Raw genomic sequence first — 12,334 nt, 5'->3', positions numbered from 1 at the left:
CGCTCGGGGAGTCCAGAGCATGATCCCAAAACGGGAACGGTTTCGGATCAGGCTTCGACAAAATCAGAAAATATTCGGCGTGTCGGCCAACGGTGCGGCAGTGGCGATCATGCGGATGGCGCGGCTCTTGTGTGTTCCGGACTGTTCGGCGATTGCGCGCAGGCAGTCGATACTCTCGGCACCCCAGGTCTGGCCCTTGCAGGCGAAGTCGGTCACCGGTACCGGCAGACGCGCGGTCCTGGTCGTCGTCTGCGCGCCGTCGATGAGATTGGACGGCGGATTCAACGAAGCGAAGGCCGGCCCGATTGTCGGCGTGAACGCCATGCCGACGAAGGCGCAAGCAGCCAGCACCATGAACATCGCCATGGGGTGGTCGCTGGCCCGCTGGCGCAGCGCCAGTTTCGGACGGCGGTCATTGCGCTCTGGAGCCTGAAGGCGGCTCTCGCCGCGGATCGTCTGGATTTTCGCATGCATTGCCTTCCCCTTCGCTGAGTTTCTTTTGGCGGTGAAATGAACTTATCCGCACTTTGTAACGGCGATGAGGTGGCGAAGGACTGGCACTGTAACGAATTCGAAACAGCCTTTCGGGCGAAGTCGGGCAAAATCGGGCATGGCTTCGACGGCGCTCGGGCTTGAGGCGCAACCTGACCCGATCTTGCAAACAGTTTTTCGAAAAGACCAGGCTCAGCCCGGAGCTTGAAGCTCGGCAATGATCTTGTGCGCGGCGATACGCCCGGCAATGATGGCGCCCTCGACATACCCCGGAAACGACGGCGAGAGTTCTGAACAGGCGAAATACACCGGGGGTGCGCCGGCAAGGATCGTTCGCTCGGCATCTCTTGCTGTCACGTCGACAACAAGATCGCTGTACGCGCCGCCGCTCCAGCGATCTCCTACCCAGTCACGCAAACTGAAATCGATGACATCACCGGCATCCGGACCAAGGGCTGCCTCCAACCGGCCGGTCACCTCCGCACGCAGTTCCACCTCGCCGAGGTCACGCCAGCGCAGCGCGAGCGACCCGCCGACGAACACGACGAGCGCGGCATGCTCCGCATCCTTGCCGGCGTCGCAGGCAAACAGCCCCGGCGGATCGAGCCACATCACCATGCCGTTCAAATCCCGCCCGCGCCAAAACGGTTTGGCATAGCGCACCAAGATCTTGATAGCCGCGCCGCTTTTCCAGGCGCCGAGCGCCCGCCCCAGTCCAGCTGGCAAGGCGGGAGCAAAGGCGAGCTCCGTCACCGTCGCCGGGGGGACGGCAACCAGAACCGTGCGCGCCTCGATGGCACCCCCGGCCGAAACGACAAGAACACCTTGCGAACTATGCTCGATGCGCGTGACTGGCTCGCTGAGCCGCAACCTATCGCCAAGGTCGCGGGCCAGATCGTCGGCCAGTGAATGCATGGTTTCGCGCACAAAATATTGCAGCTCCGGCACCTCGTTGGTGACGCGTCGGTCATTGTCGATCAGATACCAGAGAGGAATCTGATCCAGCGCCATGCACCAGAGACCTTCGATCATCGAACGGAAGACGGCCCTGGCATCGGCCGAATCGCGCTGGCGGGCAAGCCAGTCGGCAACGGTCAGTCCGGCAATCGAGACGTCGTCCGGATCGACCCCGTTCATGCGCTCGCGGATTGCCATTGCCGCGTCATAGATCCGCTCTGCTCGTTGTACGGACATCGTCGGCTGGGTGATGAAATCGCCATCGACATAGGTTTCAACCAGCGTCCTGCCGCGCGCCTCGATCAGCGCCATCAATTCCGGCATGTCCTCGCACAGGAACTGGCCGCCACTATCGATCCGTTCGCCAAGTCCGTTCAGTCGGGACTCGACGCGTCCGCCGACCCGGTCGCGTGCTTCGAGCAGAATGAAATCGATGCCGGCCTTCTTCATCTCGAGCGCCGCCGACAGGCCTGTGAAACCCGCACCGACGATGACGACATCGGTTCGCTCGAATTCGCCGCCCTCATCCGTGGAGGTCTTCAGCATTGCCGGCTATCCACCCAATCGCATCCGGCTTCCACCGACGAAGTATGTCCTTGTCGACATATGCCGGCGGGCCGCACGCGCCATGCCGCAGGCTGTCTCTAACCTATCGTTTTCTCGAGCATATTGAGCCAGTTGCGATAGGCGATTTTTTCGATCAGTGCGCGGCCGAAACCGCGTGCCGCCAATGCATCGATCAGCTTCGGCAGGCCGGCGACATCCCCGATGACGGCCGGGATCATGGCGCCGTCGAAATCGGAGCCAAGACCAACGCCGTCCTCACCCAGCGCCTGCAGCAGCGAATCGATATGCCGCACCATGATGTCGAGGCTTGTGTCGGCATTCATGCGACCATCCTCGCGCAGGAAGCCGGTTGCGAAGTTCAGCCCGACCATGCCGCCGGTTTCGCGGATCGCGCCGAGCTGCCAGTCGGTCAAGTTGCGCGAATGGCCGCAGATCGCGTGCACGTTGGAATGGGTCGCGACCAGCGGCGCATCGCTGAGCGCCGCGACATCGCGAAAGCCCTTCTCGTTGAGATGCGAGAGGTCGATCATGATCTTCATCTGGTTGCAGGCCTTGACCAACGCCTTGCCGGCATCGGTCAGGCCGGGGCCGGTGTCGGGCGAGGACGGGAAGCGGAACGGCACGCCGTGGCCGAAGGCGTTCGGCCGGCTCCAGACGATGCCGAGCGAGCGCAAGCCGGCTTCATGCAGCACGTCGAGCATGGTGAGCTCGGGATCGATCGCCTCGACCCCTTCGATGTGGAACACCGCGGCGATCGAGCCTTGCGCCATGGCACCGCGCACATCGCCGGCGCTGCGGCAGACGGTGAGCGCTCCGGCCCGTTCCAGCCTGAACAGGATCGAGGCCATCGCGATGGTCGAGGTCAGCGCCTCATTGCGCGGAACCTCGGGCGGCAGCGGCTCGGCGGCACTCGGCGCCAGGGGCACGGCGCCGCGCCTGGATTTCTCGACAGGCGGCGGAAAGATGGCAAACATGCCGCCGGCGAAGCCGCCGGCTTTGGCACGCGGCAGGTCGATATGGCCGCCCGATTTCCCCTCTATGAACAGCTTTTCGACATCCGTGTCTTTCGACTGGTAGAGTCTGAGCAACGTATCGTTGTGGCCGTCGAAGACGGGAACGAGATCGGTTTCGGTCATAGGGGGATCATTCGGTTCGTTTGTCGGCAAGGGGCTGAGATATATCATATCGACTTAGGCAGGATGCGCTACCCGCACAAATGCCAAAGTCATCCCCGTGGGGATCGCAGCCGCTTTCCGCACCGTTTCCAAGCGACGAAACCCCTATTGCTTCAGCACGTCGGCCCATTCCTGATGGCGGCGAAACTGGGCGTTGGCGAACGGGCAGAGCGGGATGATCTTCTTACCCGCCGCACGCGCATCCTCGACGGCGCGGGTGACGAGGCGAAGCCCGGCACCCTGGCCGCGAAAGACGTCCGGCACCTCGGTGTGGTCGATGATGATCTGGTGCTCACCGATCTTGGTGAAGGTCATCTCGGCCTCGGCGCCATCGGGTCCACGCAGGACATAGCGGCCCTTGGAACCGCGATCCTCAAGTTCGATCTCAGGCAGTTGGTCAGGCATCGCTATGCTCCTTGGGCAGCATCGGCAAAGAACCGCCGTGCCGCCTCGATCTCGTTTGGCCGCACCTCGTGCCCGCCATCGTGCCATTCCACTGTGACATCGGCGCCGTCGGCACGCAAATATGCCTCGAGTCGCGTGGTCAGGTTCGGCGGGCAGATCGGGTCGCGCTTGCCGGCGGTCATCAGAATATGACGGCCGGCGAGACTGCCCTTCACCTGCGGCTCGAACGGGATCAGCGGATGCATCAACACCGACGCGCCGAACAGCGCTGGAACCGCGAACACCACCGAGGCCAGGACATTCGCGCCGTTGGAATAGCCGAGACCCAGCACGGCCGATGGCTTCGCTGCTTCGACATGGGCTTTGACGAAGCCCGCCATCCTGATCGTCGCCCGTGCCAGATCCTCCATGTCGTAGACGCCCTCGCCGGTGCGGCGAAAGAAGCGCGCGGCACCTTGTTCGGACACATCGCCGCGCGGCGAGATGATGGTTGCCTGGGGCGCGAGATCGCGCCCCAGCGACAGAAGCTGGTTCTCATCGCCTCCAGTGCCATGGAAGACGAACAGCAATGGACCACCCGGCGAACCGGGCATCAGCTTGTGGATGTAAGCGTCCTTGCTCATGACCTCAGCCTTCCAGTCTCTGCAGATGCTGTTCCAGATACGGCCGCAGGTGCTGGTGCTGCGACGGCAGCTTCAGCGCCTCGCCCAGATGAGCGGTGTCCTCATCCCTGTCGAAACCCGGCTCGTTGGTGGCGACTTCGAACAGCACGCCACCCGGTGTGCGGAAATAGATCGCCCAGAAGTAGTCGCGATCGATCACCGGCGTCACCCCATAACCGGTGTCCATCAACGCCTTGCGTACCTCGAGCTGCCTGGCGCGGTTCTCGACCGCGAAGGCGACGTGATGGACAGAGCCGGCACCGAGATCGGCGAAGGCCGTGCTCGGCAGCGATTCGATGTCGATGACTTCGGCGCCATTGCCGTTCTTCACCGCCAGCCGCCTGAGATTGCCGGACTTGTCGACTTCCTCATAGCCCATGAACTTCAGCAGCTCCTCGGTGGCGCCGCCATCCTTCAGCCTGAGCGATACCGAATGTAAACCGCGGATCGCCTGGTCGACCGGAACACCGCCTTTCGCCCAGGGCGCTCTGCCGTCACCCTTGCCCTCGACCAGCGCGAAGCCGTCACCATCCGGTCCGGCAAAAGCCAGGCGCTTCTCGCCGAAGGTCTCTTCGCGCGAGAGGCCGGTGACGCCCTCATCGGCAAAACGGCTTTCCCAATAGCCAAGCGTGCCTTCCGGCACCGAGTAGACGGTGGTTCCGACTTCCCCGACCCCATGCCGGCCCTTGCCTATATCGGGGAAAGGGAAATAGGTCATCACCGAACCCGGCGTGCCGGTCTCGTCACCGTAATAGAGGTGGTAGACGTCGGGCGCGTCGAAATTGACGGTCTTCTTGACCCGGCGCTGGCCGAGTTTCCTGGTGAAGAATTCGTTGTTCTGGCGGGCATCCCTGGCCATCGATGTGATGTGATGCAGGCCCTTGATCTGGTCGAGCATTGTCTTGCTCCTTCCTTGGTGCATGTGCGGCCCTCGCCGCTGTCCACGCCAATATGAGGACCAGAGCAGTTTAGGCAAAGGCGGCAAACACAGAATGGACTGTGTCGTAAAAGTGAACGATGGAACAAGGTTCGTTCACCAATTGGCCCGCAGAGTCGGGCTTGCGCCGTGGCCGGAATTCGGTTCCATGAACGGCGTTCGACATCCCGCGAAAAAGGTATCGTGAGTGACTGGAAAAGCCAGGCGGCCCAACATTCTCCTGATCACATGCGATCAGTGGCGTGGCGATTGTCTGTCCGCAGCCGGCCATCCGGTCGTGCAGACGCCCAATACCGACGCTTTGGCCGCGGAGGGTGTGCTGTTCAAGCGGCACTATGGCGGCGCGGCACCCTGTTCGCCCGCTCGCGCCTGCCTCTACACCGGCCTCTACCAGATGAACAACCGCGTCTGCCGCAACGGCACGCCGCTCGACGCGCGCCACGGCAACATCGCGCTCTCGGCTCGCGCCCTGGGCTATGATCCGACGCTGTTCGGCTACACCGACGTGTCGCTCGATCCGCGCCTGCTGGCGCCGGGCGATCCGCGGCTGCAAAGCTATGAAGGCGTGCTGCCGGGCTTTACGGTGCGCCAGTTGCTGCCCGAGCACCAGAAGCAATGGCTATCCTGGCTGGAGCTGCAAGGTGTCGATGCCAGCGCCGGGTCCCCCGACATCCACCGTCCGCTGGCCGACGGCGTGGCCGGGACCATCAGCAACGCGCCGCCCGTCTACTCCGGGCAACAAACGCCGGCGGCTTTCCTGACCGGCGAATTCACGCGTTGGCTTGGCGAACAGGAGGACGCCACGCCGTGGTTCGCGCATCTTTCCTTCATCAGCCCGCACCCGCCTTTCATTGTGCCGGAGCCCTACAACACGATGTACGATCCGGCTGACGGCCCGGCCTTCCGGCGCGCGGCAAGCTGGCACGAAGAGGCGGAAAACCATCCCTACCTTGCCTATGACCTCGGCCGGCAGAGACAGATAAAATTCCGCCCGGACGCCAGAGGCAAGGTGCACGACTGGAGCGAAGACGATTTTCGCCGCATCCGCGCGATCTATTACGGCATGATTTCCGAGGTCGATGCGCAACTCGGCCGCGTCTGGAAAGCGGTTAAGGCCGCAGGCGCGTGGGACGACACCATCATCGTTCTGACCTCGGACCATGCCGAGATGATGGGCGACCATTTCATGCTGGGCAAGGGCGGCTATTTCGACGGCAGCTACCACATTCCGCTGATCATTCGCGATCCGCGCCAAGGCAAGGCGACCGGCGGCAGTGTCGACAGCTTCACCGAAGCGGTCGACATTTTGCCGACGCTTCTCGACCTGCTCGGCGAAAAGCCCGCGCCGCATCTCGACGGCGCCTCGCTGAAGCCGTTCCTGGGCGGAGAAACCCCTGCGGCCTGGCGCGATGCCGCGCATTGGGAGTTTGACTTCCGCTCGATTGCCGCGGGCGAGGCCGAAAACCATCTCGGCATCGCCTCACGCCAATGCAACCTCACCGTTATCCGCACGGAACATTTCAAATATGTGCATTTCGGCGGCAATCTGCCGCCGCTGCTCTTTGATCTTAAAAGCGATCCGGGCGAGCTGGACAATCTCGCGGCCGACCCCGGCCATCTCACCGTGCGCCTGGAATTCGCCGAACGGCTGCTCGCCTGGCGGGCCGAACATCTCGACCAGTCATTGGCACTGGCCGAATTGACCCAGAACGGCCTCGTCGGCCATGCCGCTGGCCTGCAACCTGGCCACACATAAATAAAGCCCGCGCCGTTGCCAGCGCGGGCTCATTTGGCTGAACAGAATTACCTTACGATCATGCGCTGCTGATCGCGCTGCTCAGCATAGCTGCCCTTGTCATAGGCGGTTTGAGCCTCGAGCTGTTCCTTGGTGAAGGTCGTGTAGAGGTACTTGTTGCCGTCCTTGTCGGTCATGAATTTGAGATTATCCATACCAACCGCGACCTCCTTTTCACCGACGCCTAAGAAGCCGCCAACGTCGACGATCACCGCGTCCGTCTTGTTGTCAGGCGCAAGCACGACATCGCCGATTTCGCCAACCCTGGCGTCGTTTGCGCCGTAGACAGTCGTGCCCTTCAGGTCATCGGCACGAATCTCGCCGACCGGCATCTCGGTCAACGTCGACTTGTCGATGGCGGCAGTCTGTGTCTGGTCGGGAGCCGAGGCGTCAGGGGTGGTCGCTGCCGGAGCTTCGGCGGTCTTATCTGCCGGAGCGACAGCAGGAGCCGTCGTGTCGGACGGCACAGCAGCCGGAGCGGTGGCCGCAGGCTCGTTGGAAGCCGTCGTGGCCGGCGCCGGATCATAGGCCTTGCGGTCGAAATCGGGCTGCGCCTGCAGCTCTTCCTTGGTGGTCTGGGCCACCAGCCAGCGGTCGCCATTCTTCTCGGCCCACTGCGCCTTAGAGAAATCATAGGTGACATTCTTGGCGCCGAGGCCAAGGAAACCGCCCACGCCGATGACCAGGGACTCGGCCTTGCCTTCCTTGGTCAGCACGATGTCGTTGACGTCGCCGATATTCTGCGCGTCATCACCGGTTCCGTTATATACGTCTTCACCGATGATGTTGGTGGCAAGGTTACCGTCCGCGCGCTTTACCGGTTCCGCCGGAGCGGCGTTCATGTCGGCCGGCTTTTGTGCCGTATCCGTCGTAGCAGGTGCCGTAGGTGCGGTCGCGTCGGTCGATGCCGCAGGTGCGGGGGCCGGACTGTAGGGCTGGCTGTCGAATTCCGCCTGAGCGGTCAACTCGTCCTTGGTCGTCTGGGCTACCAGCCAGCGGTCACCATTCTTTTCGGCCCACTGCAGCTTGCCGTACTCGAAGGCGACGCTCTTGGCACCGACACCCAGAAAACCGCCAACGTCGATGACGACGGATTTCGCCTGCCCATCCTTGTCGAAGACGACGTCGCTGACATCGCCGATGTTCTCGGCATCATCGCCGGTGCCGTTGTAGACGGATTCACCGATGATGTTGGTGACGATGCTGCCCTCTGCGCGGACCGTCGCGGCGCCTGACTCCTGAACGGCTGGGCTCTGTGCCGGCGCCGCAGTCGTCGCGCTCTGCGCATATGCGCCCGTCGCGATCAGTGTTGCGAGTGCGGTCGTGGCTAAAAGATTGCGGATCATGATAGTCTCTCCTCGTGCCTGATCTCGTGCGCCGCGTCTTCGCCGGAAAGTCGGACGCGGCATCTACAGGTTCACAACGTTGTGACCAGTCTGTTGTTCCGACAAAACCGCGCCGTCCGGAAATCGAAATCACAGAAATGATCGAGCGGCTTAGAAGCCCCTTCGTGTCAAGGGAACCTTTCCGTCGCCGCCGCGTTTCCGCCATCGGCTGGGCGTGTCCCGGCCGCTTTTTGGCTGACATGATGGAGCGGGGTATGAAATTCGCAGCGGTGCTGAACCGGGATGGCGGCACTTTGCGCACCACCGACCTCGTCGCCTTCTCCGACAGGATGCATCAGACGCTGGAGACGGCAGGGCACTCGCTCAGCATCGAAATTGTCGCCGGCAAGGACGTGGTGGAAACGCTCGACAGCGCGGCTTCGCGTCGCTCTGTCGACGTCGTGCTGGCGGGTGGCGGCGATGGGACCATTTCCGCCGCGGCCGCGCGGCTGATGGGCACGAAGAAGGCGCTTGCCATATTGCCGGCCGGCACCATGAACCTGTTCGCGCGGGGGTTGGGCATTCCGCAGTCACTCGATGGAGCGCTGAAATCCTTCGCCGACGGCGAAATCATCGCGGTCGACGTGGCGACCGCCAATGGCCAACCTTTCATACATCAGTTCTCGATCGGCATGCATGCGAAGATGGTGCAACTGCGCCAGAAGATGGAGTTCGGTTCGCGGTTGGGAAAGATCCGCGCCTCGGCCAAAGCGGCTTGGGCGACGATCAACAATCCACCTGCGATGAATGTGACGCTCGGCATCGGCGAAGCCGAAATGGCGGCACGCATCACCGGCATCGGCATCACCAACAATTTGTTCGGCGAAGGCCATTTGCCTTACGCCGACAATCCGGCGGGCGGCGTGCTCGGTGTCTATGTCACGGTGGCGAAGCAGCGCGCCGAATTGGTCAAGTTTTTCTTCAACGTGGCGCGCGGCAAATGGCGCGACAACGAACATGTCGAAATCCACCAGACGAACAGAACGGTGCTGAAAATCCATTCGAGCAGCCGCAAGTTTCGCGCTGTGATGGACGGCGAATTGGTCAGGCTTGACCGTGAAACGGTAATCGAAATCCAGCCTGGCGCGCTGAATGTGCTGGTGCCGGCGAGCGCGGCCCAATCGAGAGCCGCCTGATGCGATGCGTTGCAACGAACAAACCGGCTTTAGCCAGCAGGAGCCTGCTCGGTGGTGCTGGGCGTGGGGACATGCTGTTCATCGCTGGTTGGCGCCTTGATCAACACACCATAAATCTCGGCAATGCCCCACGCAGCAAACACCAGAAGCAATGCGGCGATCAGGATTCGAAATCCATGCCAGCCCCATCGCCCCTGCCGCGCCTTGTTTTCTGGAATGATCTTGGCCATGCTCGATCCCTGTCTCATTCTGCACCAGCTGGCGCGCTCGGCAAATCATGGTCGGGTAACGGTTCCTCGCTAGGATGGTTCCGGAAAAGCGCGCTGGCCTTGCACCAGCGCAAGCAGGCGGCGGCGAAGACCGGGACGAGGCAAGTGGGGTGACTGGCAAGACGCAAACAGTGCCCGAGCTGCCGGCCGAAGTTGCGCGCGCAGTCAAGGATGTTGACCGGCTCGCCGTGCTGCACGGGTTGGAGATGCTGGATACGGCGGCCGATCCCGATTTCGACCGCGTCAGCAGCCTTGCCGCGGCGGTGATGCAGGTGCCGATGGCCCTGGTCACGCTCGTCGACCTCGAACGGCAGTGGTTCACATCCTGCTTCGGCCTGGACGAGGCCGAAACCGCGACCGACGTCTCCTTCTGCGCCCATGCGATTGCCGCCGGCGACGAACCGATGGTGGTGGTGGATGCAACGACGGATCCCCGTTTCAAGACCAACCCGCTGGTCACCGGAAAGCACCATGTCCGCTTCTATGCCGGCGCGCCGATGGTTGTGGCAGGTGCCCGCATCGGCACGCTGTGCGTGCTCGACCGCTCGCCGCATGGTTTTCCATCCCACGCCGAGCTCGACCAGCTGAAGTCGCTCGCCGGCCTCGCTGCCAGCCTGTTCACCCTCAAGGACGCAACCCGCAGCGGCGCGATCGCCGAGGCCGCACTGGTTCGCGAGGAAAAACGACGCGCCATCGCACTCGATGCGGCGTCGCTCGCCAGTTGGGCATGGGATATCCGCACCGATATCATCGAATGCGACACATTGATGTCGGAGCTGTTCAGCCTGCCGCGCTCCAACCGGCTGCGCGCACGTGACATCCTCACCGCCATCGATCCGCGTGACGTCTACCAGACCGAAACCCGCTTTCGCGACGCCCTGACCGGCAGCGACGACTATTTCGGCGAATACCGGGTGAAGGGCTTTCATCCGCCGCGCTGGCTCGCCACGCGCGGCCGTGTCATCGAGCGTGACGGCGACGGCAAGCCGACCTTGATCTTCGGCGTCAACTACGACATCTCCGAGCGCAAGCTCGGCGACGAACGGCAACGGCTGCTGCTGCGTGAGCTCAACCATCGCGTCAAGAACACTTTGGCAACCGTCCAGGCGCTGGCAACGCAGACCGTACGCCATGCCCGCCAGCCAAGCCAGTTCCTTGAGGCCTTCGGCGCCAGGCTTCAGGCCTTGGGCATCGCCCACAATCTGTTGTCGGACCGCGAGTGGCGTGGCATCGGCATCAGTGAACTCGTCCAGATCGAGGTCAAACCTTTCGAAACGGCCGAGCAGCCGCGCATGACGATCTCCGGCGACGACCTGCTGCTGTCGCCCGACCAGGCCGTCGGGCTTGGCCTGATCCTGCATGAACTCGCCAGCAACGCGCTGAAATATGGGTCGCTGTCGGTGCCGTCAGGCAGGGTCGACCTCGGCTGGAGGACGCAAGGCAGGAGGGATGCCCGGCGTCTTGTGCTGACCTGGCGCGAAAGCGGCGGCCCGCAAGTCGCTCCGCCGGATCGGCACGGCTTCGGCTCGATCCTCATTCGCCGCAGCCTGGCCAAGGTCATTTCCAGCGAAGTGACCCATGAATTCCGGCCGGAGGGCGTGTTTGCCGAAATCTCGATGCCGCTGGAAGAGTTGTCAAAGTGACCTCTCCCAACAGCTCTATCTCCGCTCGCTCTCATCCAGATCGTCGGATTTCACATTCTCGCGGTAGATGGCGTAGGCCGCGAGCGCCACGGCCGGCCCAAGAATGACGCCGAGACCGCCTTTTCCCTTGAGCAGGCTCGGCAGCACGGCGAGTGCGGCGGTGATGCCGATCGCCTTCATGTCGGCATTGCGGCGCTGCGCCCGGCGCCGGGCGCGTGAGCCTGCGGAGATCCGGTAGATCAGCAGGATAAGTCCGGCAAGCACCAGGAAACCGACGCCAAACCCCAGTGCCGCGGCAAGCGGCCCATAGCGCAGCGCCGTCCAGATATAGGCGGCCCCGACAAGAAAGCCGAGACCGCAAAGTGCGGCGGCCAGGGCGATCACATAGACGATTGCCGCCGTGCGCGCCCGGTGTATGGCGGCCACGGTTTCCCCCGAGGCGAGGCCCGAGATCAGGGTTGCCAACATTCCCATCCGGAGCGCGACTAGCGACGCGCGATGAGCGCGAAAAGGAAGCCTACGCCGGCGGCGATCGCCAGTGACGTCACCGGCTTTTCACGCACGCTTGCCATCATCTGCGCTTCGATGTCCTTGGCATTGCTGCGCAGGCTGTCAAAGGCTGCTTCGCCCTGCGCACGCAACTGCTCGACCCCTTCCGTGGCTGCGCGGCGCGCGGTGCCATAGCCATGCTCGCCGGTCTTGGCCAGTTGTTTGGTGAGCTTGTCGATGTCGGCCTTCAACTGCCTGATGTCGGCTTCCAGGTCCGCATTTGCACGGGCGTCGTTTGCGGTCTTTCCTGCGGCAGTGGCCATGGCTTAACTCCTTGTGATTGCTTGGTTTCAAACGCGCTGCGCGTCTCAAGGTTCCGGCATCGGGGACAAAGTAGCCGAAAACGCATCGGCGCGCACCCG

At 62.9% G+C, this 12,334-nt stretch carries 13 protein-coding genes; 3 read left to right on the top strand and 10 right to left on the bottom strand.

Annotated features, from left to right (window positions below):
- Positions 1–63: 63 nt before the first annotated feature.
- The 6 genes from AC0L24_RS23010 to AC0L24_RS22985 form a co-directional block, all read right to left on the bottom strand.
- On the bottom strand, positions 64–474 hold the full coding sequence (locus tag AC0L24_RS23010; protein ID WP_127271289.1) for a hypothetical protein: 411 nt from the start codon (positions 472–474) through the stop codon (positions 64–66).
- Between the two features lie 210 nt (positions 475–684).
- Positions 685–1,995, bottom strand: a complete 1,311-nt coding sequence (locus AC0L24_RS23005; protein ID WP_473564167.1) for a flavin monoamine oxidase family protein — start codon at positions 1,993–1,995, stop codon at positions 685–687.
- A gap of 98 nt (positions 1,996–2,093) precedes the next feature.
- Entirely contained in the window at positions 2,094–3,152 is a 1,059-nt protein-coding gene (locus AC0L24_RS23000) for a dipeptidase (protein WP_292334336.1), read from the bottom strand.
- Positions 3,153–3,296: 144 nt separating this feature from the next.
- A complete protein-coding gene (locus AC0L24_RS22995) occupies positions 3,297–3,596 on the bottom strand; it encodes a GNAT family N-acetyltransferase (RefSeq protein WP_127322535.1) in 300 nt (99 codons plus the stop codon).
- A gap of 2 nt (positions 3,597–3,598) precedes the next feature.
- Entirely contained in the window at positions 3,599–4,219 is a 621-nt protein-coding gene (locus tag AC0L24_RS22990) for an alpha/beta hydrolase (protein ID WP_292679675.1), read from the bottom strand.
- 4 nt (positions 4,220–4,223) lie between these two features.
- Entirely contained in the window at positions 4,224–5,156 is a 933-nt protein-coding gene (locus tag AC0L24_RS22985; protein WP_473564166.1) for a VOC family protein, read from the bottom strand.
- Positions 5,157–5,382: 226 nt separating this feature from the next.
- On the opposite strand from AC0L24_RS22985, the gene AC0L24_RS22980 reads away from it, so the two are divergent.
- Positions 5,383–6,951, top strand: a complete 1,569-nt coding sequence (locus AC0L24_RS22980; RefSeq protein WP_473564165.1) for an alkaline phosphatase family protein — start codon at positions 5,383–5,385, stop codon at positions 6,949–6,951.
- A 47-nt stretch (positions 6,952–6,998) separates the two neighbouring features.
- Here AC0L24_RS22980 and AC0L24_RS22975 read toward each other — a convergent pair whose 3' ends face one another.
- Positions 6,999–8,336, bottom strand: a complete 1,338-nt coding sequence (locus AC0L24_RS22975; RefSeq protein ID WP_127809094.1) for a PRC-barrel domain-containing protein — start codon at positions 8,334–8,336, stop codon at positions 6,999–7,001.
- Positions 8,337–8,590: 254 nt separating this feature from the next.
- On the opposite strand from AC0L24_RS22975, the gene AC0L24_RS22970 reads away from it, so the two are divergent.
- Complete coding sequence (locus AC0L24_RS22970) at positions 8,591–9,511, top strand: diacylglycerol/lipid kinase family protein (protein ID WP_127809093.1); 921 nt, start codon at positions 8,591–8,593, stop codon at positions 9,509–9,511.
- Positions 9,512–9,540: 29 nt separating this feature from the next.
- Here the strand turns inward: AC0L24_RS22970 and AC0L24_RS22965 are convergent, their stop codons facing one another.
- A complete protein-coding gene (locus tag AC0L24_RS22965; RefSeq protein WP_127269171.1) occupies positions 9,541–9,741 on the bottom strand; it encodes a hypothetical protein in 201 nt (66 codons plus the stop codon).
- Positions 9,742–9,911: 170 nt separating this feature from the next.
- Between AC0L24_RS22965 and AC0L24_RS22960 the strand changes: the two genes are divergently transcribed.
- Entirely contained in the window at positions 9,912–11,423 is a 1,512-nt protein-coding gene (locus AC0L24_RS22960) for a sensor histidine kinase (protein ID WP_164873940.1), read from the top strand.
- Between the two features lie 15 nt (positions 11,424–11,438).
- Here AC0L24_RS22960 and AC0L24_RS22955 read toward each other — a convergent pair whose 3' ends face one another.
- Entirely contained in the window at positions 11,439–11,897 is a 459-nt protein-coding gene (locus AC0L24_RS22955; RefSeq protein WP_127395721.1) for a hypothetical protein, read from the bottom strand.
- A gap of 11 nt (positions 11,898–11,908) precedes the next feature.
- Positions 11,909–12,235 (bottom strand): ElaB/YgaM/YqjD family protein, encoded by a 327-nt coding sequence (locus tag AC0L24_RS22950; protein WP_023811001.1) that lies wholly within the window; start codon positions 12,233–12,235, stop codon positions 11,909–11,911.
- Between the last annotated feature and the right edge of the window lie 99 nt (positions 12,236–12,334).

The organism is Mesorhizobium sp. WSM4809 (genome assembly GCF_055811655.1).
The sequence above is the reverse complement of the archived record's forward strand: the minus strand, read 5'-3'. Positions and strand labels throughout refer to the sequence as shown.

Coding starts and splice junctions, on each gene's coding strand:
- AC0L24_RS23010 (WP_127271289.1), bottom strand. CDS start 474: ATGCATGCGAAAATCCAGACGATCCGCGGCGAGAGCCGCCTTCAGGCT.
- AC0L24_RS23005 (WP_473564167.1), bottom strand. CDS start 1,995: ATGCTGAAGACCTCCACGGATGAGGGCGGCGAATTCGAGCGAACCGAT.
- AC0L24_RS23000 (WP_292334336.1), bottom strand. CDS start 3,152: ATGACCGAAACCGATCTCGTTCCCGTCTTCGACGGCCACAACGATACG.
- AC0L24_RS22995 (WP_127322535.1), bottom strand. CDS start 3,596: ATGCCTGACCAACTGCCTGAGATCGAACTTGAGGATCGCGGTTCCAAG.
- AC0L24_RS22990 (WP_292679675.1), bottom strand. CDS start 4,219: ATGAGCAAGGACGCTTACATCCACAAGCTGATGCCCGGTTCGCCGGGT.
- AC0L24_RS22985 (WP_473564166.1), bottom strand. CDS start 5,156: ATGCTCGACCAGATCAAGGGCCTGCATCACATCACATCGATGGCCAGG.
- AC0L24_RS22975 (WP_127809094.1), bottom strand. CDS start 8,336: ATGATCCGCAATCTTTTAGCCACGACCGCACTCGCAACACTGATCGCG.
- AC0L24_RS22970 (WP_127809093.1), top strand. CDS start 8,591: ATGAAATTCGCAGCGGTGCTGAACCGGGATGGCGGCACTTTGCGCACC.
- AC0L24_RS22965 (WP_127269171.1), bottom strand. CDS start 9,741: ATGGCCAAGATCATTCCAGAAAACAAGGCGCGGCAGGGGCGATGGGGC.
- AC0L24_RS22955 (WP_127395721.1), bottom strand. CDS start 11,897: ATGGGAATGTTGGCAACCCTGATCTCGGGCCTCGCCTCGGGGGAAACC.
- AC0L24_RS22950 (WP_023811001.1), bottom strand. CDS start 12,235: ATGGCCACTGCCGCAGGAAAGACCGCAAACGACGCCCGTGCAAATGCG.